The sequence below is a fragment of the Chitinophaga sp. 10T418 genome (assembly GCF_056394125.1).
In genome coordinates this window covers 246,451-269,884 of sequence record NZ_JBFTHG010000011.1, presented here as the reverse complement: position 1 = coordinate 269,884, position 23,434 = coordinate 246,451, and the positions used below count along the sequence as shown (strand labels likewise).

The following is a 23,434-nucleotide window of genomic DNA, read 5'->3' as shown; positions in this document are numbered from 1 at the left end:
TATCAGGAAAGCTTATTTGTGGCAGTATTATTTTTACGGTAAATGACAATCAATATAATACCACCAATCACCAGGAGTGTAGATATAATTTCCGCCTGGGTAGGATGAAAGCCGAAGATGTCATAACGGGTATCTACCCTTATCTTCTCTATAAAAAATCGTTCTACACCATTTAATATAAGGTATATACCAAATATTACTCCTGGTATTTTTATCTTTTTACGAATACCCCAGAGCACAAAAAATAGTGCCAGGCATACAATGATCTCATATAACGGTGTAGGATATACGGCAATTGGTAATACTTTGCAATAGGGACCATCACAACCAGCTATCTGCACACCTTCTTTAATAACGTTATGCGGATAACCGTAAGCGAAAAGCCAGTCGGGCATAAAGCCCAGTGCAGCTGGTTTTTCGAAGGCAGCATGTGGTATCTTTTCAACGTTGACATGTTGTTGCTCAACGAACCCTGCTTGTTGCTGAAAGAATCCGACATTTTTCTGTACTGCATCCGGAAAGTTGGCAGGCGCCATTTTCACGGTATGCCCGGTATTAGTGTCGATTGTATAGGCACTGTTATAGATTCCCCAGTCGCCATCTCCTGAAAAATGACAACCCATTCTGCCGATGGCGTAAGCCAGCATCAATGCAGGAGCCGCGCTATCTATCAGTGCACGGATATTAAATTGCTTTTTGCGGGCATAGCTGATAATCACAATGGCTGCTACAATCAGGCCTCCGTAAAAGGTAAGTCCGCTGAAAGATAATAGGGCGCCAATCGGATCTTGTACAAAGTCGTTCCAGTTTTCCAGATTATGGAAAATTTTGGCGCCGAGTAAACCAGCGATAGCCGCCATTACGATAATGTCGGGTACACGGTGATGGGGCATTACCATCACTGTTTGTTCAACTGGTTTGGCCAATGCCTGTTTCTTCTTTGAATAATATTTATAACCCGCCATAGCAGCAGCTACCAGAATACCGGCGATCAGGCTGCCCTGACTGGAAAATACAAATGATTGCAGGTCAGGGGAAGCGGTGTCCCATTGAAAAAATATACCCAGTATCTTATATCCGATGATAAATCCTACCACCGCATTACCTATAATTTCCCCCTGGGTAGCAGGAAGTCCTACGACTACTTTCTCGGGAATACCTTTCAGCAATCCCTGTTGTTCATAGCGTTTCAGTTCACGCGTCAGGATGTAGGCGCCGGCCAGGAAGGCCATGGCCACAAAAAAACCAAACGTCTGTAAAATTTTAAAAACCGGAATCTCTAAGCCAAGCAGATCTCTGAACGCGTAATATAAATTAGGATACATAGCCGTAAAAAAATTGGTGATCTGAACTTTCCTATGAACAAAGCCGAATTTAATCAAAAGGAAAATCAAACCACCAAAGTACGATGCAATTTCGAATTTCTAAATTGGATTTTAGAAATGTGAATATTTAGCAATATTGTTCAAAAGCGTCGGCCAGGTTTGCAGCAATCATTTGCGCAGAACGACCTTCAATCATGTGACGCTCGATAAAATGCACCAATTCACCATTTTTAAATAACGCAATCGCTGGAGAAGAAGGTGGGTAAGGCATCAGATGAGTACGGATTTGTCTTACTGCTTCTTCATCAAAACCTGCAAAGCTGGTCGTCAGCCTGTCTGGTTTCTTTTCGCTGTGTGCTACTGCCATCAGTACGCCCGGACGAGCAGTACCTGCAGAACAACCACATACTGAATTGATTACTACCAGGGTAGTTCCGTCCTGCTTCAGTGTTTCGTCAACGCTATCTGCCGTCAGCAACTCCTGGAAACCATTATCTGTTAACTCCGCCTTTCTTGGCATTACTAATTCCGCTGGATACATATGTTATAGTTTTTTCTGTTTATATTTTTTACAAAGTTAATTATATGAACCCAGAAAGTAAAAAAATGGATGAGCAATTAGACTTTTTGACATAATAACTACAATACAAATGACATAATGTCGCAATCTGTAACCTTTTTACTAACAAAATAGCAGTTTTTACGGCATGGTATCCCATTTGATCTGTACCGGATATCAAACAAAAATTGATTTCACACTAAAAAATTTATAGAAACTATGACACACATTAAATTTAACCACAGCCCCCTTCCTAAATCATTTGGTGGAATTGTTGAAGACATTCTCAACGGCGGATTAAACAAATACGTGAAAGATGATTTTCTGACCAACGATTATTTTACCACACATCCTCCGGTAAACATCGTTGAAACACCAGAAGCCTTCTTGCTGGATGTAGTAGCACCAGGTTTCTCCAAAGAAGATTTTAAGATCAGCGCCGATGAAAAAGCGATCACTATCAGTGCAGAAAAGAAAGCTGAAACTAAAAACGAAAGCGACAAACAAGTACGTCGTGAGTTTAGCTTCAAATCCTTCAAACGCTCATTTACCATCAGTGAATTGGTAGATGCCGGCAAGATCAATGCAAAATATGATAACGGTGTCCTGAAAGTAACCCTTGGTAAAAAGGAAAACAAACAGGATGCCCCGAAAGAAATAGTAGTGGAATAAAATAGCTTTTAGCCATTAGCTTTTAGCTTTTAGGGAAATGCAGCGAAGATCATCATACATCATATGGTGGTCTTCGCTGTTTTTTTATAAAATACAACTAATGCAATCTCCGCTGCATTTCCCTAAAAGCTATTAGCCATTAGCTTTTAGGGAAATCCAGCGAAGATCATCATACATCATATGGTGGTCTTCGCTATTTTTTTATAAAATACAACTAATGCAATCTCCGCTGCATTTCCCTAAAAGCTAAAAGCTAATGGCTAAAAGCTGGTAAAATTCCCACGAACGTTGAATCTACCATAGTTTATTATACAATAATTTGCTTTCCTAAGCACGCAACAATGGCAAAGCTCTTCCGGCAAGGCTGGTTATCTATAAAAAATATTTACCTCAACACAGAGAAAGCAGTGATTGGGAATGTGATCCTTCATACGGAAAACACATACGAACAGGCAAAGATCAAACTCATTTTTGACTACGCTTTCTTCTATATCGTTCTGCTGATGAGTTTTCTTTTCATCAATATGCTCAGCCAGAACATAGTGAACATGTTGCTCATCCCACTGATGATCACCATCCTGATGGTTTGCCTTTTGATGCTGAGAAAAAGGGTCAGCGCCCGAAAAGTAGGCCTGTTAACTTCTTTCACCACCTTATGTATTCCCATCATTTCATCTTTCTTCAATAATCAGGACCTTAGTCCCAAATACACGCTGATATGGGTCATGAGCATATTACTCTGTTATATCACCGTTAATCTGAGGACTGCGCTTATCTGGAGTCTGATCCTCTGCGGGTACCTGGTAGCCATTGCCTATGTGAAACTGAACAACATAGGTGTGTATGTAAGTCCGGGGTATTCTTCTGCCTTCCAATACCTCGCCAATCCTTTGATCGTTGGCATGTACCTGTTGTTCCTGATAAGGGCACTCGGACAATATTACCGCAACATTATATCGATGGAGCAAAAGAGAACTGCGGAGAAACAGCAACAACACTTATCGCTGATTAATCAACACCTCACCAAACAATTTCTCCTGGTAAAAGGATTTTCCCGCTCCGGTAAATCTGCTTTTTTAAAGGGGGAACTGGAATTGCTGGAAGTATGTTTTACGGAAATAGAGAAGCAATGTGGTACTGCTATTGACTATCTGAATGATTCTAAGGAAGGATAGACCTACACATCTGTGTTATACAACAAAGCCACCATATTAATACTATTTATATTATATGGAGAAGTAAATATTACCATTTGCATCATTTTCGGACATAATGATAATATATTGTTGCTAATACAAGTATTTCTATTAAAATAAGATTAGAAAAAATTACAACTTTCGGGGCTTATCGATGGCTGCGGATAAGTATATCTTTACAACCTCAATATTCATCTCCTATTTTCCTTATGCCCGATGAATATCATCTAACCTATGCCATGATAGGGCTTTCAGTAAAATGAAAGCCTTTTTTTATCATACTGAGAGAAAAAAAATGAAAAAAAATAAGCCCCCCGAATAATCGGGGGGCTTTCAGTAGGATTACTAACCCATTTTTTTAATAACCCAAAATCTTTAACATGCTCTGGGAAGTCTGCTCTTTCGCATACAACCAATCTTTCAGCTGACCGTTTTTGTCGTATCCTACAATCACATGCTTAGGCGAAGGTATGAGGCAGTGTTTAATACCACCGTACCCGCTGAGCTGATCCTGATACGCACCTGTATGGAAAAATCCTATATACAGCGGCTCACCGGATGCCTGTTGCTTAGGCAGAAACACAGCATTAATATGTTCTTCAGATGTATAAAAATCGTATCCATCACAGGTAAGTCCACCGAGATGTACTTCCTGGTATTCCTGGTCCCATTTATTAATAGGCAACATCAGGAACTTTTCACCAATGCCCCATGTATCAGGTAAAGTAGTAATGAAAGAGCTATCTATCATATACCAGGACTCCCTGTCATTCTGCATTTTTTCACCAATCACACTGTAAATTACAGCCCCACTTTCCCCTACAGTAAAGGAACCAAACTCTGTGTAAATGTTAGGTACAGGTACCTTATTCTTTTTACACATGCTTTTGATGTTAGCAACAATTTCGTTTACGATATAATTATAGTCGTAATCAAAACCTAAAGAGTGTTTAATCGGGAAACCACCACCTACGTTAATGCTATCCAGTTCTGGACAGATCTTTTTCAGCTGGCAATAAAGGTTTATTACGCGGTTAAACTGGCTCCAGTAGTAAATGTCATCCTTTATACCCTTGTTCATAAAGAAGTGAAGCATTTTCAGCTCAAACTTCTCATTCCCTTTAATTTTATCTACGTAGTACTCCAGGATATCACGGGGAGGTATACCAAGACGGGAAGTATAGAAATCAAAGCTTGGCTCCTCTTCTGCTGCTACACGCAGTCCCAGCTTCACCTTATCCTTGCTTCTGATGTTCCGTTTATAGTCTTCCAGTTCCTCTTTGTTATCAAGTACTGGTATTACATTCTTAAAACCACTATTGATCAGTCGTGCAATAGACCTTGTATAAGACTTGGTCTTAAAACCATTACAGATTACGTAGGTTTCTTTATTTATCTTCTTTCGCTCATATAACTTATTGACGATGTCAATATCATAAGCAAAGGAAGTTTCTATATGCACACCATGCTTCAGCGTTTCTTCCATAATAAAGGAAAAATGCGAGCTTTTAGTACAATAACAATAGAAATACTCTCCTTCGTACCTGTTCTTCTTGATAGCATCATGGAACATTTTCTTGGCCTTGTTGATTTGCATCCCGATTTTAGGCAGGTAGGTCAACTTAAAGGGCGTTCCGTACTTGTCAATCAAAGCCTTAATGTCCAAACCATTAAACTCCAGGTAGTTGTCTTTTACTTCAAAGCCCTCCTGGGGAAATTCAAAGGTCTGTTTAACGAGGTCTGTGTAGGTGTTGTTCATTTAGTACTGCAAATGAATTTTAGGAATTAGTAATAGAAAAAAATAACAGGATAACAATCCTTTTTTCCCTCACTGGGAAACTCCTGGTTTACACACCTACGTCAGTTCGAACCCCAGCAAAATAGGTTGCAAATCTAAATATTTTGTTGATTGCCACCTCAATTTTTTTCGGGAGGTATTCATTAAAAAAGCACAATTACCCGGGCAAATATACAAACAATTACAAACCAGGCAGTTAAATAATATTATTCAATATTTTATTTATCGCTGTTTCAATACTTCCATTGCCTGTTTTCCTTCGCAAAAAAGCAAGTCGAGGATACTAAGGCCGGGAATGAAGCCGGTACGCTCCTGGAATACCTGCGTGTATTCGGGCTCTGCCTCCCGTGCTGCGGCTCCCGGTAAAATACTTTCCCGGGCATCCGTTACACCACTGACTTCTTTCTGATAGCTCTCTGTAAAGATCACCGGCATTTTAATGCCGAGCTTGCTATTCACCCATTCGAAGCAGGCTAGGTTCCAGTCAAGCAAAAATTCGAAGGGCTTTTCAAACAGTTCCTGCAGGTCCGCTTCATAATATTCGAACCAGGGAGAACGCCGATAAGCAGACACGAGCGTTTTCCAATGCTGCCCCTGCCATTTCTCCTCATTGCTGATCCGGACATCTTTCATAACAGTCCGTTGATTTTTTCCTCTCGCCAAAGGCACACTTAAAATCATACGGCCATTTGGACCAGCAACATAACAACGGTTCCTGTAACTGAGCTTTTGATAGTGCTCATATTTCTCTATCTGTAATATATCGTGTTTTACTAAAGTTTTATATGCATCAATTGGTGGAAAATACTGAGATTCAATCAGTAATACCTTTTCTCCTGCATTCTCTGTCATAATGTCAAAATTTTACTGCCATGTGTAGGAAAATGGTTCTCCTCACCTGACAATCACTTATACATAAATACTTAACAATTAACTTTAAGTAAATGATTAACAATTCATAGGATTATTAATCATATGCTAAAATAATTAGCACACCACTACTTTCGTTAAAAGTTACCGAAATGCAAAAATACTAAAGAAATTAGTCGCTTTTTTGTTCATTTTTAGCGAACAGAGGAGGAAATGTGAAGATAATCTATTTTTTTAAAGAACTATTTTATTTATATGTGTTTTATGCTTCATTCTTTAACCTTACCTCCCCGATATAAAAATCCCTCCGTTAAAAGTTTCCCAATTCAGGTTCTCTTTTTTGATAACTAAAACCTTTGCAGTAGGTTTGACATAAATTAAAATACCTGGTCAGCCGATGAAAGTTTTCCGATTGTTAGTGGCAGTTTTTATGATTTGGGGAGTAGCAAGCTCTTGCGAAAAAACAAAAGATATTCAGTTTGTGAGAGTAGCTGGTATCGATTTGGATGAGATCGGTATGAGCAAAAGTATTGTACGGATGACCCTGGCATATTACAATCCTAATAATTTTCGCCTGCAATTAAAGGACGCAAATTTTGACCTGTTTTTTGATGATACCGAAGTCGGCCATTCCATGCAGGATACCACCATTTCTATTCCAGCCAGAGATACTTTTTACTTCCCGGTAAAACTGGAAGTAAATATGGCGAACGTGTTTAAAAATGCATTGAGCGCTTTTGCCAATAAAGAAGTGACCATAAAAGCAACCGGCAATTGTAAAGTAGGTAAAGCGGGCATTTTTCTGCCCTTTCCTATTAAGTGCGAAACCAGACAAGCCTTAAATTTCTTCTGATCCCTTAATCACTCAACAAGGACATTATTTCCAAAATGTGACTGCTTTCCGCGATATTTCTAAGCGGAGACAACCTTAATCCGTTGCGTAAATAATTGAGGTCTTCCAGCAAATTTCCTGTCAATAAATCATGTTGCTTTGCCATCCGCCAGGCAAGGGCAGTTTTAAGTGCAGCCGCTTTTACGCGAAAAGTATGCGGGCTGTACCGTCCCGGATGCAGATGTATATAATTGTCCTTATCTGCTGCCAATCGTAATATCCACCTCGAAGTATCGGATAATGTCAATGTCGCATAATCATTTGTTTGCGCCAGGAACGCTTCATAATCAGCACGGTTGTGTACACCAGCCAACGCTAATTGGCTTCTTACTTCACTGAAAATAGCTGTTGTAGGAAGATCACCGGCATACATATCCATTTGCGAGCCGCCGAGGGCCAGCAGGTGAAAATTGATGTCAGATGGATCTAAAAGAGAAAGCGTTTGCTGAAGCGCAGTGAGATGATGTTTCAGCGGGTTGAACAGGATGGGAATGGTGGTAACTTTAAATGTTAAAAATAGCCTTTAGCTGCTATTCTTCCGTGTTTACCGGAGAACCAACCGCTAAAGGCTATCATTATATTAGTTCTTCTTCTCTTTTGCCATGCCGCCGCCATCTTCCGGCTTCTTACAGCAGGTAGGGAGTTTCGCGTAAGACTCAGGATTGGCAGTAATATTATCTGCGTCATATCCTGCATTGGCGATACCTGTCTTGATATTCTCAATATTGGTACGGTCTGTCCAGTATTTAACAGTAGTGATATGTTTTTTGAAATCAACTTTCACAGACTGTACACCTTCTTCGTGTGACATATATCTTTCAATACGATTCTTGCAGGATTCACACTGCACCGTTGGCGTGCTGATCTTAGCGGTTTCAATCGACTTCTGTTTCTGCTGGGCCATAGCCATACCTACACTGGCTACCAGGAACAACATTACTAATTTTAGGATGCGCATAGTTGTAATATTAATACCCGAATATACAAAAAATGTGATATACAAATATGAACTACCTCCCCCACTGATCAGGTGCACTTCTCCAGGCTTGTAAAGTGGAAATTTCGTCTGCAGAAACAATCCCTTTTTCTTCTGCCAGCGCAATCATAGCGCTATAGTTACTGAGAGAATGGAAAGGAACACCCGCTGCTTCAAAAGCTTTCACCGCCACATCGAAACCGTAGTTAAAGATAGACACCATCCCTATTACTTCACCACCTGCTGCACGAATGGCCTGTACGGCTTCCAGACTGCTCTTGCCCGTAGAAATAAGATCTTCTATTACGACTACTGACTGACCTGGTTGCAAAACGCCTTCAATCTGGTTACCCATGCCATGTTCTTTAGGCTTGGATCTCACATAAATAAAAGGCAGTTTCAATTGATCAGCTACCAGTGCACCATGCGGAATACCTGCTGTAGCTACTCCTGCAATCACTGCTGCATCCGGAAAAGTTTCGAATACCAGGTTGCACAACTCAGATTTAATATAGTCGCGCACGTAAGGAAAAGATAAAATTTTCCTGTTATCGCAATATATCGGCGATTTCCAGCCGGAAGCCCATGTAAAGGGCTGTGCAGGACTTAATTTTACAGCCTGCACCTGCAGTAATTTTTCTGCAACTTGTTTTTCGCTAACTTTACTCATACAATCGCCAAAAGTAGTTTATTTCTACTATTTTACTAGTAAACTAGTAATTGAGTAAACTGGTAAAACAGCAAAATAGCTACCAGAAAGGAGTTTTCCCACCCGGAATATTTTACTTCCATATTACCAATTCAAATTTCCACGCTCTTTTTTATCTACTTATTCTGATCCTCGTTACATTTGCGGCATGCAAGCAACTATTACTATCTATCTCAACGAGCGGCCACTCTTATTGAGTGCAGATACAACCAACATTCCGGCTCAATTTGCAAAAGCGAAAGTGTACGATAACCCTGATCCTATCAAAATGGAAAGCGTATTACAGAAGCTGGAAGACGGGAAAAAGGAAGCAGCGGTTTTTATTGCACCAGATGTAAAACAACTCTTTAAAAAAGTATCCCTTCACTTCACCACACTCGTAGCTGCCGGTGGCTTAATTACCAACCCTGCCGGAGAAGTACTGATGATGTTCCGCAGAGGTAAATGGGACCTGCCAAAGGGCAAACAGGATCCGGGAGAAGACCTGGAAACCTGCGCACTGCGTGAGGTAGCTGAAGAGACAGGCTTACATACCATTTCACTGGAAAATAAAATTATAGAAACGTATCATTATTACCCGATGAAAAATAAAAAGGTATTGAAACATACCCATTGGTACCGTATGCTGTTTACAGGTACCGAATTAACTGTACCACAAATAGAAGAAGATATACAGGATCTGGAATGGGTTAAACCGGAAAATGTAGACAAGTATCTGAAGTTTTCCTACGAAAATATCAGGGAAGTATTCAGGGCTTCTAACCTGTAGGGAGTTGTCAGCTGGTTATTTGCTGTAATAATACTGTATAAAATAACCAGCCGCTCATTACCTGTTATGAAGCCATCAGCGCTGCCAACCTTATCGTTTGGCCAGAATCGCTACTGTAAGCCGGCTTACACAAACCAGCTTATGCTGATCATCTGTAATACGGATATCCCAAACATGACTGTTGGCTCCAATATGCAAAGGCCTGGCGCAGGCATGTACATAGCCACTTCTCACACCTCTTACATGATTGGCATTAATTTCCATTCCAACACAAATCTGTTTTTCCGGATCAATAATTAGCCCCGATGCCATACTGCCTACAGTTTCCGCCAGTGCTGCAGAAGCCCCACCATGCAGTAAACCATATGGCTGTACTGTTCTGTGATCTACCGGCATCATCATTTTAAGATAATCCGGCCCTATTTCAGTGAACTCCATCCCCAGGCAGGTAGCCATCGTTGTTTCCCCCATTTCATTCAGCTGGTCCAGTGAAATTTTGGTGTTATGCCAGATCGTTTTCATATCAATTACTTTAAAAAATTATTGCTTAACGCGCTTAATACCTTCCATTACCGCTTTAGGAAGAAAAGGTGATACATCTCCCCCATAACGGTAAAGATCTCTTACCAGGGTAGAAGCGATGCTTGAATACTGCGGCACAGTCGTTAAAAAAATAGTTTCAATTTCCGGCGCCACGGTGCGGTTTACGTCGGCAATTGCCTTTTCGTATTCAAAATCACTTACATAACGAATACCCCTCAGAATGAAGCGGGCATCCAGTTTCTTACAAAAGTCAATCGTGAGTCCGGAGTAAGAAGCTACTTCTACCCGGGGATCATCTTTATAAATTTCCCGGATCCAGGCCATCCGCTCTTCCAGTGCAAACATAGGCGTTTTGCTACTGTTTACGCCAATGCCAATCACCAGGCGATCAAACAAATCAAGCCCACGGTTAATTACATCCGTATGCCCCAGGGTAATGGGATCGAATGTACCTGGGAATAAACAAATCCTCATGACTTATAAATTATTTGTCAGCGTTTTAATGCTTCCCGGTTAATAAAAATAGAGAAAACCGTAGCACCATAATTTCTTTCAGAGCGATAATAAGAATAGTCCTGGAACTTCTTGTGTTGTGTGTGCTCTACTATCAACCAGCCTTCCGGATGAAGGAGTTCTTTCTCAAATACCAGTAATGGCAGCTGGTCCAGTGTTTCCATCATATAAGGAGGGTCAGCAAAGATCAGGTCAAATTTTTCCGTGCATTGCTGCAGGTACTTAAAAACGTCCATTTTTACCGTTTTCAGGGTAGAAATCCCTAAACTCAGGGCCGTTTTACTGATAAACGCAGCCATTGCGGGATCTTTTTCTACTACTGTTATATCGGTTGCGCCTCTGGAAGCCAGCTCGTAGCTGATGCTTCCCGTACCTCCAAAAATATCAAGTGTTTTTAAAGATGGAATATCAAGGTTGTTCTCAATGATATTAAACAACCCACCCTTTGCTAAATCTGTAGTAGGGCGGGTATGCGGCATTTTTGCAGGTGGTTGTATTTTTCGTCCTCCACTAGCTCCTCCGATTATACGCATAACGCTAACGCATATAAATTATGAAAATAATAACCCGGTATTTCCTGCATTTTAGTAATGTAGCTGAAACCCGGTAATCGTTGCATCCATTCCAGGTGTGGAATGAATTTGTACATTTCCTGGTATACGCCCGCATCTGTGACTACAGCTCCTCCCAGCTTTACCTTTACCACCTGTTCATTCAGCCCCAGCTGACGAAGGATATTCACCACATTATATACCACATCCAGTCCTGTCTGGTAGTCGGACTCCTGTTGTATCAGGAGTTTACCACCGGCATATACAGTCACCGTGAAGGTGTGTTGTTCCACTTCTACAAAGGCCACCCCAGTTGCTGCATTAAAATCCAGGTCCAACGGATAGGATTGCAACAGGGCTGAATTGGCATGTATCACCACGTCTGTTGAAAACTCTTTCCGCAAAAATCCCAGCAAATCCTTATCCACGCTGTAAATATTTACCATGGGCAATCCCGGCATCAAATCCGACAGGATAGCTTCCTGTACCTTTTCGGGCATAGCCAGGTGCAGGTAATCCTTTTTCATGGATGGCATATAATACAGATGAGGCACCAATACGCCGTTACCGGTATTAAAGGCCAGCAGTATTGATTTAAAGGCGGTAAACAGCAGTTTGTCTGTATCAAATACGTTCTCTATCATTTCCAGATCGGCCAGGGCCATCTTCCGGGGAGTAAAATGATAGGACTTCAATGCCAGAAATTTCTTAGCAACCGGATCATACACTACATAACTAAATGTTCCGCTTCCTACCAGTACTAATAAATAACAGGCAGTGAGGTCAGTTTCCAGCAGGGTTTCATCGTCTACTGTAAATGCAGGATGGATGTTATAAGCCACGGGCATATTTTACCTTTCAAATGAATTACAATAATAATCTTTTTAGTTAATTGGTGAGGGCGTTTTGTTGTTTTATATGGGGCAGATGATCAACATATAGCTATATCTTTGTTTTTACACCCTCAATCAGCAAAAGATTCATGCAACTGGAAGTTACCACGCGGCAGATTATCAAAATAGCCGGACCTATATGCCTGGCACTCATTATCCCGCAGATCAATCACATCACCAATACTGCATTCCTCGGCCGCCTGGGGGAGTTTGAACTGGCAGCCAATGGCATTGCCGGGATCTACTACCTGGTTATGTACATGATTGCCTATGGTCTTAATAACGGCATGCAGGTGTTGATTGCCCGCAGAGCGGGCCAAGGCCAGTATGCAGGCATCGGACAACTTTTTTCCAATGGGATACAGGTAGGTGTTTTCTTCTCTCTATTAGCTATTTTACTAACCCTGCTGGCTGCGCCCTGGTTCTTTTCCAAAAGTTTGCATGACCACCATATATATGAAGCGGCAGTTTCGTTCATACGTATCCGTATCTGGGGGCTCCCTTTTCTGATGCTGCTGAACATGGCCAATGCGTTTTATATTGGCAGCGGACATTCTAAAGTATTGGCTGTTACATCCCTTTTCCAGGAGATGGTGAACATATTCTTTGATTACACCCTCATTTTTGGTAAGCTGGGCTTCGTGGCAATGGGGCTGAATGGCGCAGCTACCGCTTCAGTGATTGCGGAAGTGACAGGATGCAGCGTGGCTTTCAGTATTTTGTTTATCCGTCGTTACCACCTGGAATACAGCTTGTTCAGCTATCTCCGGTTGAACTGGAGCATTGTTAAGAACATCCTGAATGTATCGGCTCCATTGATTGTGCAGTTTCTTTTCAGTATTGGCAGTTGGTTTGTTTTCTTCATTTTTATAGAACATCTGGGGGAAAGGCCACTGGCTGTATCCAATATGCTCCGTAGTATTTTCGGGTTCTTCGGCATATTTACCTGGGCGCTGGCAGCCGCCTGTAATACGATGGTGAGTAATATTATTGGTCAGGGGCGGCCGGAGCTGGTGTTTACTGTTATCCGGAAAATTGTGGTCATTAGTCTGGGCTGTGCTGCTACAGTGTGTATACTCGTTAACCTGTTTCCCTACACTTTACTCCATATTTATACCAACAATGCCGACCTGATTACGGCCTCCATTCCTTCTATACGTATCATTACGCTGAGTACTATTTTGATGGCAGTGGCGGCGGTGGTGATGAGTGGTGTGATAGGTACTGGCAATACCCGTATGAACCTGATAACAGAAATCGCAGCAGTGATAGGCTACCTGCTCTATTGTGATATTGTTATTGAAAGAATGCGCAGCGAGCTGCAATGGGCCTGGGGAGCAGATTTCATTTACTGGACCATCATTTTCGGGATGAGTTACTGGTATCTCCGTAGCGGCAAATGGAAAGGAAAGGAGATATAGTACCAACAGCTTTTAGCCATTAGCTTTTAGCCATTAGCTTTTAGCTTTTAGTAAATACAGCGGTTGATCAACATAACATTATCTAAAAGCTAAAAGCTAATGGCTAAAAGCTATTTCTACTGTAGATCATCCAGCATTTTCTTGCAATCGGCTTTAATACTGGCATCATCATAAACGATATTACGGAGTGTCAATGCTTTTTTGAGTATTTCAATTGCTTTTTCCTGCTGATCATTTTCTTTGTAGGCGCGGGCCAGTTCATAGTAGTTGAGCAGGAAAGCCGGATCCAGTTGCCGGCATTTCTCATAATTGTTGATAGCGTTTTGGAGAGAACCATCGGGTAAGCCACCGAAGAGCATTTTAGCGGCACCTCTTTCAAAAGCATTCAGATTGGCCACTTCAAAATTCCATTTACCTAACACGTGATAAGCCTGTGCAAGGGAAGGATTGAATTTAATGGCCAGTTCCGCATATTTCTTTACATCTTTAGACGCAGCGACTTTATCTTTTGCACCCGAGATCAGTGCCATACGGCCCATGGCGATGGCCATAGACAGATTAGCATCCGGGCTGTTTGGATTTACTTTCAGGGCTTGCTGTGCATAGCTTTTAGCCTGATTGAAGTAGTTGATCTTTTCATCTTTGGTCTTTTGCCGGTTACCTATGCGTGCGCATAATTGGCTGGCCTGATTCAGGGCATCTAATTCTGCAGGTTGTATTTTCAGGATGTCTTTATCTTTCTCAAATGCTTCGTTCTCTTTCATTTGTTTTTCCAGCTGCCTGGCTTCTTCCACCATTTCACTGACACTCTGCGCCTTTACAAACAAGGCTGCAGATAACAAAAAGCAAACTGCCATGATCCGTTTCAACATAGGACAGGTTTTACAGCGTGAAAATTTGTTGATTAACTAGTAGCTATAAATTTACGAAAATTACAAATGAGATAATCATTCCTATTCCAAAAAACAGGGACTCAGTAATCTTTCTCCAGGGAAACAAGTGAGTTGCGGATAGTCGCGCCCATAGGCGGGTTCATTTTACGGAGACTAACAATGCTGTGTTGGATATCCGGATATCGTTGCTTCAGCGCATCGGATAATTCGTATACCACTTCTTCCAGTAAGGGCCGGGGTATTGCCATGACTGTTTTAGCGACTTCATAAATGCCCTGATAATTCACGGTTTCAGACAAATCGTCCACCGGCACGGTACCGGGTATACGAACGGCTACATCCAGTATGAAGTGGTTACCAATAATCGTTTCTTCCGGGTATAAGCCGTGATAGGCATAGAAAGTAGCCTGTTCGAGGGCAATAGTGAGCATAAAAGAGAAATTACGAATTACGAAATTACGAATTACAAATTTGTGGGGACCTACTTAAAGTTGTTTTCCCGCAAATTCGTAATTCGTAAATCGTAATTGTTCTATTATTGGTGGTGTTCTTTTGCTGATAAGTATCTTTCTGCGTCCAGGGCAGCCATACATCCGCTACCGGCAGCAGTTACCGCCTGGCGGTAAATTTTGTCCTGTACGTCACCGCAGGCAAATACACCTTCTACCGTGGTGCGGCTGGAGCCGGGTACAGTTACAATATAATCCTGTTCATCCAGTTCCAGGTAATCTTTGAAGATGCTGGAATTAGGCTGATGTCCGATGGCTACGAAAAATGCGCTTACCGGTACATCTTTCTTTTCCTGTGTTTTATTGTTCAGGATCCTGATGCCTTCTACTTTTTTATCTCCTAATACTTCATCGGTTTCTGAGTTCCAGTAAACGATGATATTGGATGTTTTCAGTACGCGGTCCTGCATTACTTTGGAAGCGCGCATTTCATGGCGGCGTACCAGCATATGCACGGTACTGCACATTTTAGAAAGGTAGAGTGCTTCTTCAGCGGCGGTATCACCGGCGCCTACAATCGCAACTTCCTTACCACGGAAAAAGAATCCATCGCAAACGGCGCAGGCAGAAACACCGCTACCGTTCAGGCGTTGTTCTGAAGGAAGGCCCAGCCATTTGGCGGAAGCACCTGTAGCGATGATGATCGCATCCGCAGTGATTTCCTTCTCTTCATCAATAATAACTTTATAAGGTTGTTTGCTGAAATCCACGGATGTAGCCATACCATAACGGATATCAGCGCCCATGCGGGTAGCCTGTTTCTCAAAGTCCACCATCATTTCAGGACCCTGAATACCTTCCGGGTAACCAGGATAGTTTTCAACTTCTGTGGTGATGGTTAATTGTCCGCCGGGTTGAATACCTTGGTATAATACTGGTTTAAGGTTGGCTCTTGCGGCGTAAATAGCAGCGGTGTAACCGGCAGGTCCGGAACCGATGATCAGTAAATGCACATGCTCTTGTTGCTTGTTTTCCATACTTTTTTGCTGTATAATTACTTGCTAATAATAATCGTTTTATAGGTTACGGTGTAACCTCCCCAGTAGCCTAATGCACCGGGTACATTCCCTAGTATTTTTGTAGGTGATGAGAATGGATTGCCATTACTGTTATATGCAAAATCGACTGTTCTCCAGAAATCCCAGGTTGCTTTGTCAATATTACAAAACTTCATGGTTACTGTATCTCCGAGGTTGAAGAATGCATATGTTGCCAGATCCAGCCTTTCATTCTTATTAACACCTGCGTCCACAGGAATTTCAAATGTTGTGCCGTTCACCAGCTGATCATCTACTACGGAGGTCAGTCCGGGTAAAAACGGCTCGTTATTACGGCTGGTAAAGTAGCGGCCATAATTACCAAATGTGGGCGAATCTGTTACCCGCACCCATAAGCGCGCCATTGAACTATCATTATCCAGCTTCACCAGCGACCACCAGATCGAGTCCAGTTTCAGTCCGGGTGTAGGGATGGTTGTCACAGACTTATATGCCTTATTGTCAGCATTAATGTTCAGGGTGTAAGTACCTGCCACTTTTCCGGTAAAGTTATTGGCTGGCTGTCTGACATCCGGTATATATGCAAAGAGCTTCATTCCTCCGGTGTCTATCGATTGTTCGACCAGCTTCATGGTTTTAGTACCATCAGCAACTGTTACCACTGCGTTATGTACAAAGGAGTTCTGTAAAGTGGCCTGATCTATTGCGGCAAAATAGTTCAGGCTGTGTGTAAGTATCACGATGGGATAATTACCATTCTCGAACCGGCCTTCTACCACCAGTTGCGGCTCGTTCCCTGGCAGGTTTACAGAGATATCTTTTTCGCAGGCGGAAAAGATCAGTGTGACCAGTATAAGGAAGAGCGTATTGCGCATAGTATGCAAAAATAAGGGGTGTGAGCTAAATAAAAACACCGGCCATGTATTTACAAGGCCGGTGTTCTTATAGAATAAAGAGGATTAGTAGATTTATTCAATTGGTTATTTTGTTATTTACCTATTTAAATATCAAAATAGTCAACGGAGTAAAAGGATTATCCCAGGTAAGATTTCAATGCGCCACTATAGCGGGCTTTCTGGAGCCTTTTGATAGCACGTTCTTTAATCTGCCTGATTCTTTCTTTAGTCAGATCATATTTCTGACCGATTTGTTCGATTGTTGCGCCGTTTTCACCATCCAGACCAAAATAAGCATTCACAATTTCAGCTTCGCGTGGACTCAGGGATTTCAGGACCCTACGTATTTCCTCGCGGAGTGAATCTCTCATAACGTCATCATCAGTAATATCTCCACCTTCCAGCAAATCGCCCATTGCTACGTCTTCTGCCTCGTGCACGGGTGCATCCAATGACATGTGACGGGTGTTGCTCTGGAAAATATTGTTTATTTCTGATTCAGACATCTCCAGGATTTCTGCGAGTTCCTCGGTAGAAGGCTCACGCTCGTTTTCCTGCTCAAATGCCATGTAAGCTTTGTTAGCTTTATTATAGGTGCCAATTTTGTTTTGCGGAAGACGAACAAGACGACCTTGTTCCGCTAACGCCTGCAGTATGGATTGGCGAATCCACCAAACTGCATAAGAAATGAATTTGAAACCTTTTGTTTCATCGAAACGTTGTGCCGCCTTGATCAAGCCAAGATTACCCTCGTTAATAAGGTCACTGAGGCTGAGCCCCTGGTGCTGATACTGCTTTGCAACAGAAACAACGAAACGTAAGTTTCCTGTAGTCAATCTTTCAAGAGCCTTTTGATCGCCCATTTTAATGCGTTGCGCCAAAACGGTCTCCTCCTCGGGTGTTAACAAAGGGATCTTCGAGATTTCCTGCAGGTACTTTTCTACCGCCTGCGAATCACGATTGGTGATCTGGGTGGCAATTTTAAGTTGCCTCATATGAAAAATTGTATTGGTTTATAAATAAAATAACAGCGAAAGAAATTTTTTGTTCGAATTTTTAAAATTATTAACTTACAAAGTTTCCCGCGCTTTATCCTTTTGATTCAAAATAAGTCTGCAAAGATCGTGCTAACCAATCACTCTACCAAATCCTTCTTATATTTGCCAGCCATATAACAAAGTACAGTTTTATAACGGAATTTTATAGTGCTTTAGTCGCTGTATTGCGATGGTTTATACAAATTTTAACAATTGATAAAGAATCATATTTAAATTAACATCTTAACTAATTTAATTGTTAAGCCGTTGCAAAATTTTCAATAAAATGATTGACTTTAGAAGCGACACTTTTACACGTCCCGGTCCTGGCATGTTACAGGCCATGCTACAGGCTGAAACCGGTGATGACGTTTTCGGTGAAGATCCCAGCATCAATAAATTGGAAGCCATGATGGCAGCTTATTTTGGCAAAGAGGCAGCCTTGTACTGCCCTTCCGGCACAATGAGTAACCAGATTGCCATTAAAGTACATACGTTGCCAGGTGACGAAGTGGTTTGCAGTAATCTTGCTCATGTATATATTTATGAAGGTGGTGGCATTGCATTCAACTCTGGTGCACAGGTACATGCCCTTATCGGCGACCGGGGCATGATCCGTGCTGCACAGGTAGAAGCAGCCATCAATCCGGATGATGTACATAAAGCACGTACCAGTCTCGTATGTATTGAAAATACTTCCAACCGTGGTGGCGGATGCTGCTACGATTGGGAAGAAATGGTAAAAATCGGCGACGTTTGTAAAGAACACGGACTCGCACTGCACCTGGACGGCGCCCGTCTCTTCAACGCACTGGTAGCCACCGGCCAGGATCCAACCACCTACGGCCAACTATTTGACAGCATCTCCGTTTGCCTTAATAAAGGAATGGGCTGTCCCATGGGTTCTGTATTAATTGGCAGTGAAGCCTTTATCAAATCTGCCAGACGTATCCGCAAGAAACTGGGCGGTGGCCTCCGCCAGGCTGGCTTTATGGCAGCCACCGGCATTTACGCCATGGAAAACAATATAGCACGACTGGCAGAAGATCATCAGCATGCCAAGCAACTTGCACAGGCTTTGCTGGAAAAATCTTTCGTAGGTCATATGCTGCCGGTAGAAACCAATATCATCATCTTTGAAGTAAAGAACGACTGGACGCCACAACACTTTGCTGACTATCTGAAAAGAGAAGGCATCCTTGTGATGGCCATCTCTCCCACACAGGTAAGAATAGTAACGCACCTGGACGTAACTCCGGAGATGATTAATACTACCTGCGAAGTGATTGCTTCAATGGCATAAATACTGATATCCCAAATATACGATCAGGCTGCTCCACACCTGATCGTATATTTTTCACCCTAATCCTTCAGGTTGTAATATTGGGCGACTGCTTGATAATCACTCAGATCAACACCGCTGCCAGCCCTCGCTGCGGCAGTTCCAGGAATGATCACATATTTGTAATCATAGGAAGGAATCACCGCTGTACTGATACTGGGAACAGCTTGCGCCGGCGCACTATCCGTTTGCACATACATATAATAAATCCTTAGCTTCCCTGATTCATAGTTAAACTTAATGGCGGTATAATAACCCACATTAAAACCACGTATATCGTAAGGCAAAGGTGTCCATACAGTGGCCGTGGTATTCAGGTTAACCGGTGTTTTTAAATATACCAGCACAGTTCCTGTATTAAAAACATCCGCTGTTATTCCAGGTAAACTTTTCACTACCACTCTGGCAGTTATTCCCATTGCGCTTCCGGCTCCGGTGCTTATTGTCCAGTAATCAAGCGTATAGTCGGCGTTGGCCAGCGTAAACGTTCCGGTGATAGCACCAGGCCCCTTCGGCCCCACCGGACCTGCAGGCCCCTGGGCGCCATTCGCTCCGGCTGGTCCGGGATCACCTTTTTTAGCACATGCTGAAATAATTAATAGGTTGGCAACAAGTAGAATAGCCAGCAACAACCGGGGCTGCCACTGCTTTTCGGGGAGAATTCTTTTCATGATATTGTAATTGGGGTATAGAATGAATCCTCCAAAATAATACGGCATACTGCTACCAGGTAGTATAAAATCGCAGCTGGCCATAAATACTTATTATCTGGTACATTTCCCGGGATAATCGCATGCTGTAACGGTATGATTACTATTATTGCCCTTTAAATTTCCATCTCTCCCTAATCTCCGTTATTTTTGCAACCTTATATTATGAATAGCATGGAACTATCGAAAAATTACCTGCCTGCAACGGTTGAAGAAAAATGGTACCAACAATGGATGGACAAAGGTTATTTCCGCTCTAAGCCGGATGGCCGTCCCCCCTTTACTGTAGTTATTCCCCCTCCCAATGTGACCGGGGTCTTACATCTTGGCCATACCCTCAATGAAACCGTCCAGGACATCCTGGTGCGCCGTGCCCGTATGAGTGGGTTTAACGCCTGCTGGGTTCCAGGTTCCGACCACGCTTCCATTGCTACTGAAGCCAAAGTGGTTAATATGCTCAAACAGGAAAAAGGGATTGAAAAATCTCAACTTACCCGCGAAGAGTTCCTCAAATATGCCTTTGAATGGAAAGATAAATATGGTGATATCATCTACCACCAGATAAAGAAACTCGGCTGCAGCTGCGACTGGGACAGGGTTACCTTTACCATGGATGATCACTACTACAAAGCAGTCATCACCGTTTTTATTGACCTCTACAAAAAAGGTGTGATCTATCGCGGCGCCCGCATGATTAACTGGGATCCCAAAGCCAAAACAGCTTTGAGTGATGAAGAGGTAGAATACAAAGACCTGCAGGGTAAGCTGTACCATGTTAAATACGCGATTACGGATGCTGCCGGTACACCAACCGGTGAATTCATCACCATCGCCACCCAGCGCCCCGAAACCATCATGGGTGACACCGCCATTTGCGTAAACCCTGAAGATGAAAGATATACGCACCTGAAAGGCCATTTCGCTACTGTACCGCTGGTGAACCGCCGCGTTCCCGTAATCTTTGATACTTATGTAGATAAAGAATTTGGTACCGGCGCGCTGAAAGTAACGCCTGCACACGATATCAATGACTATAACCTCGGCCTGAAACATAACCTGGAAATAGTAGACACCCTGAATGATGACGGTACACTCAGTGCTGCCGCTATCGTATTTGTGGGTGAAGACCGCTTTGTTGCCCGTAAAAAAGTAGTAGCTGCACTCGCTGAAGAAGGCTTACTGGAAAAAGAGCAGGAATATACTACCCGTCTGGGTTACAGTCAACGTAACCCCGACACCGTAGTAGAACCCCGCATTTCCACCCAGTGGTTTGTGAAAATGGCGGAAATGGCCAAACCGGCCCTGGATGCTGTTGTAAACGGAGATGTGAAAATACATCCCGGCGACCGTTTCCTGGCGACCTACAAATACTGGATGGAAAATGTAAAAGACTGGTGCATTTCCCGCCAACTCTGGTGGGGACAACAAATACCAGCCTGGTACGCACCGGATGGTACTTTTGAAGTAGCTTCCACTGCTGCCGAAGCAGTACAACAGTTTGCTGCACGCAACATCACCATCTCCGCCGCTGAACTGACACAGGATGAGGATTGCCTCGATACCTGGTTCAGCTCCTGGTTGTGGCCAATGGAAGTATTCAATGGTATCTCTCAGCCAGATAACGAAGACATCAACTACTACTACCCTACTTCCGTACTGGTAACAGGACAGGATATTATCTTTTTCTGGGTAGCCCGTATGATTATGGCCGGCCTGGAATTCAAAGAAGTGAAGCCTTTCAGCGATGTATACTTCACTGGAATGGTACGCGACAAACTTGGACGCAAAATGAGTAAACAGCTGGGGAACTCTCCGGATCTGCTGGAACTCATCCACGCCTTTGGCGCAGATGCAGTACGTTTTGGGATCATGATTTCCTCACCTGCCGGCAACGACTTGCTCTACGATGATTCCAGCTGCGAACAGGGACGTAACTTCTGTAATAAAATATGGAATGCCCTGAAGCTGATAAAGATGTGGGAACAACGTCAGGAAGATGACAGTGCTACCAATGCAGCCGCAGACCACTTTGCCGTGAAATGGTTTGAAAGCAGACTGAATGAAGTACAGGCAGAAGTAGCCGCATTGCACAAAGATTTCCGCCTCAGCGAAGGGCTGAAAGCTATCTACAGCCTGGTATGGGATGACTTCTGCAGCTGGTACCTTGAATGGGCCAAGCCTGGTTTCGAACAACCAATTCCTGCGTCTGTATACCGTAAAACTGTATATTTCTTTGAACAACTCATGCAGTTGTTACATCCGTATATGCCATTTATTACGGAAGAAATTTATCAGCAACTGACCGTGCGTGCCGGAGATGACTCCCTGATGATTAAACAGTTTACCACTCCGGAAGCACCTGTACACGCTACACTGCTGGAAGGTTCACTGGCGAAGGAAGTAATCAGCAGTATCCGTGATGCACGTGTTAAAAACCAGATCAAACCTAAAGAACCGATTGTACTGCATATAGAAACCAAACATGAAAATGCATTCAAACGAATTGAAAGCACGCTGATTAAACAAGTGAATGCATCTGCTGTTCATTATGTGCAGGCACCTGTTACAGGTTGTATCACAGTAGTGATCCAGAAAGATAAATTCTACCTGGGTACTGAAACTGTACTGGATACCACTGCGCAAAAAGCTACATTGCTGAAAGACCTGGAATACCTGAAAGGATTCCTCGTATCTGTTCAAAAGAAGCTCTCCAACGAAGGTTTTGTACAGAAAGCAAAACCAGAAGCGGTAGATGCAGAGCGTCAGAAAAAAGCAGATGCAGAAGCAAAGATTGCGGTAATAGAGGAAAGTTTAAAGACCTTATAATTTTTATGATCGCCCGGTCGTTACTATACCGGGCGATTTTTTTATATCCCCGTACTACCATGCAAAAACACCTGTTACTTAGTTTCCTGTTTGCCGCTGCACTTTCTTCAGCATTTGCACAGTCTCCTAAAAAGACGGCTGCAAAACCTGCTGTTGTTACCAATAAAAGACCAATGAAACTGCGTAGCAGCTGGGGCATTTACCTGAGTGATACACTGCCAAAAAATGAAGTAATAAAACTACTGGACTCTGCACTAATAGTACGTGACGAAAAAAACATCAAATACCCCGTGCTATCATTTGCCTTTACGTATGAAAGGCATGAACCTTATCTGAACGACACCACCGGCCAACCAGCACTTTATAAAGATTTTACCGGTGACAACTTCAAAGCAGCGGCCCTCTCCCCTGTGTGGAGCAAAGGTTTGAAAGAATCCCTGCAAACCGGCGATGTATTATATTTCGATGAGATCATCATCAAATATGCAGAAGATAAATTCTACAAAGCACCTTCTCTTAAGATCAACGTAAAATAA

General features: G+C 42.7%; 25 protein-coding genes. 8 read left to right on the top strand and 17 right to left on the bottom strand.

Features of this window, described 5'->3' with window-relative positions; genetic code table 11:
• Positions 1-2 precede the first annotated feature (2 nt).
• The gene (locus AC1DCV_RS27765; RefSeq protein WP_477026234.1) at positions 3-1,325 is read right to left on the bottom strand and encodes a prolipoprotein diacylglyceryl transferase; all 1,323 of its coding nucleotides are present in this window, start codon (positions 1,323-1,325) and stop codon (positions 3-5) included.
• Positions 1,326-1,452: 127 nt separating this feature from the next.
• The gene (locus AC1DCV_RS27760) at positions 1,453-1,866 is read right to left on the bottom strand and encodes a BrxA/BrxB family bacilliredoxin (protein WP_133811681.1); all 414 of its coding nucleotides are present in this window, start codon (positions 1,864-1,866) and stop codon (positions 1,453-1,455) included.
• 237 nt (positions 1,867-2,103) lie between these two features.
• Here AC1DCV_RS27760 and AC1DCV_RS27755 point away from each other — a divergent pair, with 237 nt between their 5' ends.
• Both AC1DCV_RS27755 and AC1DCV_RS27750 read left to right on the top strand, forming a co-directional pair.
• Positions 2,104-2,556 (top strand): Hsp20/alpha crystallin family protein, encoded by a 453-nt coding sequence (locus AC1DCV_RS27755; protein ID WP_477026233.1) that lies wholly within the window; start codon positions 2,104-2,106, stop codon positions 2,554-2,556.
• Positions 2,557-2,897: 341 nt separating this feature from the next.
• The gene (locus AC1DCV_RS27750) at positions 2,898-3,731 is read left to right on the top strand and encodes a hypothetical protein (protein ID WP_477026232.1); all 834 of its coding nucleotides are present in this window, start codon (positions 2,898-2,900) and stop codon (positions 3,729-3,731) included.
• Positions 3,732-4,110: 379 nt separating this feature from the next.
• On the opposite strand, the gene AC1DCV_RS27745 is transcribed toward AC1DCV_RS27750, so the two are convergent.
• Together AC1DCV_RS27745 and AC1DCV_RS27740 are read right to left on the bottom strand one after the other, a co-directional pair.
• Complete coding sequence (locus AC1DCV_RS27745; RefSeq protein ID WP_477026231.1) at positions 4,111-5,511, bottom strand: type III PLP-dependent enzyme domain-containing protein; 1,401 nt, start codon at positions 5,509-5,511, stop codon at positions 4,111-4,113.
• 261 nt (positions 5,512-5,772) lie between these two features.
• Complete coding sequence (locus AC1DCV_RS27740; RefSeq protein ID WP_477026230.1) at positions 5,773-6,402, bottom strand: WbqC family protein; 630 nt, start codon at positions 6,400-6,402, stop codon at positions 5,773-5,775.
• Between the two features lie 415 nt (positions 6,403-6,817).
• On the opposite strand from AC1DCV_RS27740, the gene AC1DCV_RS27735 reads away from it, so the two are divergent.
• Complete coding sequence (locus tag AC1DCV_RS27735; RefSeq protein WP_477026229.1) at positions 6,818-7,273, top strand: LEA/WHy family protein; 456 nt, start codon at positions 6,818-6,820, stop codon at positions 7,271-7,273.
• A gap of 4 nt (positions 7,274-7,277) precedes the next feature.
• Here the strand turns inward: AC1DCV_RS27735 and AC1DCV_RS27730 are convergent, their stop codons facing one another.
• The 3 genes from AC1DCV_RS27730 to pyrE all read right to left on the bottom strand — a co-directional run bounded on the left by AC1DCV_RS27730 (position 7,278) and on the right by pyrE (position 8,958).
• Complete coding sequence (locus AC1DCV_RS27730; protein WP_477026228.1) at positions 7,278-7,691, bottom strand: hypothetical protein; 414 nt, start codon at positions 7,689-7,691, stop codon at positions 7,278-7,280.
• Between the two features lie 201 nt (positions 7,692-7,892).
• On the bottom strand, positions 7,893-8,270 hold the full coding sequence (locus AC1DCV_RS27725) for a heavy-metal-associated domain-containing protein (protein ID WP_441571780.1): 378 nt from the start codon (positions 8,268-8,270) through the stop codon (positions 7,893-7,895).
• A 52-nt stretch (positions 8,271-8,322) separates the two neighbouring features.
• Positions 8,323-8,958 (bottom strand): orotate phosphoribosyltransferase, encoded by a 636-nt coding sequence (gene pyrE / locus AC1DCV_RS27720; RefSeq protein ID WP_477026227.1) that lies wholly within the window; start codon positions 8,956-8,958, stop codon positions 8,323-8,325.
• A 187-nt stretch (positions 8,959-9,145) separates the two neighbouring features.
• Between pyrE and AC1DCV_RS27715 the strand changes: the two genes are divergently transcribed.
• The gene (locus AC1DCV_RS27715; RefSeq protein WP_477026226.1) at positions 9,146-9,766 is read left to right on the top strand and encodes an NUDIX hydrolase; all 621 of its coding nucleotides are present in this window, start codon (positions 9,146-9,148) and stop codon (positions 9,764-9,766) included.
• A gap of 90 nt (positions 9,767-9,856) precedes the next feature.
• Here the strand turns inward: AC1DCV_RS27715 and AC1DCV_RS27710 are convergent, their stop codons facing one another.
• The 4 genes from AC1DCV_RS27710 to AC1DCV_RS27695 are packed head-to-tail and all read right to left on the bottom strand — an operon-like array spanning position 9,857 to position 12,215.
• Positions 9,857-10,288, bottom strand: a complete 432-nt coding sequence (locus AC1DCV_RS27710) for a hotdog fold thioesterase (protein ID WP_441571783.1) — start codon at positions 10,286-10,288, stop codon at positions 9,857-9,859.
• An 18-nt stretch (positions 10,289-10,306) separates the two neighbouring features.
• The gene (coaD, locus tag AC1DCV_RS27705; protein WP_477026225.1) at positions 10,307-10,783 is read right to left on the bottom strand and encodes a pantetheine-phosphate adenylyltransferase; all 477 of its coding nucleotides are present in this window, start codon (positions 10,781-10,783) and stop codon (positions 10,307-10,309) included.
• 17 nt (positions 10,784-10,800) lie between these two features.
• Positions 10,801-11,355, bottom strand: coding sequence for an RsmD family RNA methyltransferase (locus AC1DCV_RS27700; protein WP_477026224.1), 555 nt, complete (start codon positions 11,353-11,355; stop codon positions 10,801-10,803).
• Positions 11,346-12,215, bottom strand: a complete 870-nt coding sequence (locus tag AC1DCV_RS27695; RefSeq protein ID WP_477026223.1) for a DUF3822 family protein — start codon at positions 12,213-12,215, stop codon at positions 11,346-11,348. Before AC1DCV_RS27695 ends, AC1DCV_RS27700 begins: the two co-directional genes overlap by 10 nt.
• A gap of 140 nt (positions 12,216-12,355) precedes the next feature.
• On the opposite strand from AC1DCV_RS27695, the gene AC1DCV_RS27690 reads away from it, so the two are divergent.
• Positions 12,356-13,687: an MATE family efflux transporter gene (locus tag AC1DCV_RS27690; RefSeq protein WP_477026222.1), complete on the top strand. Its 1,332-nt coding sequence runs from the start codon at positions 12,356-12,358 to the stop codon at positions 13,685-13,687.
• A 116-nt stretch (positions 13,688-13,803) separates the two neighbouring features.
• Here the strand turns inward: AC1DCV_RS27690 and AC1DCV_RS27685 are convergent, their stop codons facing one another.
• From AC1DCV_RS27685 to AC1DCV_RS27665, 5 genes are all read right to left on the bottom strand, one after another.
• Complete coding sequence (locus tag AC1DCV_RS27685) at positions 13,804-14,559, bottom strand: hypothetical protein (RefSeq protein ID WP_477026221.1); 756 nt, start codon at positions 14,557-14,559, stop codon at positions 13,804-13,806.
• A 101-nt stretch (positions 14,560-14,660) separates the two neighbouring features.
• The gene (locus tag AC1DCV_RS27680; protein ID WP_477026220.1) at positions 14,661-15,011 is read right to left on the bottom strand and encodes a dihydroneopterin aldolase; all 351 of its coding nucleotides are present in this window, start codon (positions 15,009-15,011) and stop codon (positions 14,661-14,663) included.
• A 104-nt stretch (positions 15,012-15,115) separates the two neighbouring features.
• The gene (trxB, locus tag AC1DCV_RS27675) at positions 15,116-16,066 is read right to left on the bottom strand and encodes a thioredoxin-disulfide reductase (RefSeq protein WP_477026219.1); all 951 of its coding nucleotides are present in this window, start codon (positions 16,064-16,066) and stop codon (positions 15,116-15,118) included.
• A 17-nt stretch (positions 16,067-16,083) separates the two neighbouring features.
• Positions 16,084-16,962 carry a DUF4249 domain-containing protein gene (locus AC1DCV_RS27670; RefSeq protein ID WP_477026218.1) on the bottom strand — a complete coding sequence of 293 codons (879 nt, stop codon included), beginning with the start codon at positions 16,960-16,962 and terminating at the stop codon, positions 16,084-16,086.
• Positions 16,963-17,120: 158 nt separating this feature from the next.
• The gene (locus AC1DCV_RS27665; RefSeq protein ID WP_012793808.1) at positions 17,121-17,978 is read right to left on the bottom strand and encodes a sigma-70 family RNA polymerase sigma factor; all 858 of its coding nucleotides are present in this window, start codon (positions 17,976-17,978) and stop codon (positions 17,121-17,123) included.
• A 328-nt stretch (positions 17,979-18,306) separates the two neighbouring features.
• Here AC1DCV_RS27665 and AC1DCV_RS27660 point away from each other — a divergent pair, with 328 nt between their 5' ends.
• On the top strand, positions 18,307-19,323 hold the full coding sequence (locus AC1DCV_RS27660; RefSeq protein ID WP_477026217.1) for a threonine aldolase family protein: 1,017 nt from the start codon (positions 18,307-18,309) through the stop codon (positions 19,321-19,323).
• A gap of 59 nt (positions 19,324-19,382) precedes the next feature.
• On the opposite strand, the gene AC1DCV_RS27655 is transcribed toward AC1DCV_RS27660, so the two are convergent.
• Positions 19,383-20,033 carry a collagen-like triple helix repeat-containing protein gene (locus tag AC1DCV_RS27655; protein WP_477026216.1) on the bottom strand — a complete coding sequence of 217 codons (651 nt, stop codon included), beginning with the start codon at positions 20,031-20,033 and terminating at the stop codon, positions 19,383-19,385.
• Positions 20,034-20,246: 213 nt separating this feature from the next.
• On the opposite strand from AC1DCV_RS27655, the gene AC1DCV_RS27650 reads away from it, so the two are divergent.
• Positions 20,247-22,898, top strand: coding sequence for a valine--tRNA ligase (locus AC1DCV_RS27650; RefSeq protein WP_477026215.1), 2,652 nt, complete (start codon positions 20,247-20,249; stop codon positions 22,896-22,898).
• Between the two features lie 59 nt (positions 22,899-22,957).
• A complete protein-coding gene (locus AC1DCV_RS27645; protein WP_477026214.1) occupies positions 22,958-23,434 on the top strand; it encodes a hypothetical protein in 477 nt (158 codons plus the stop codon).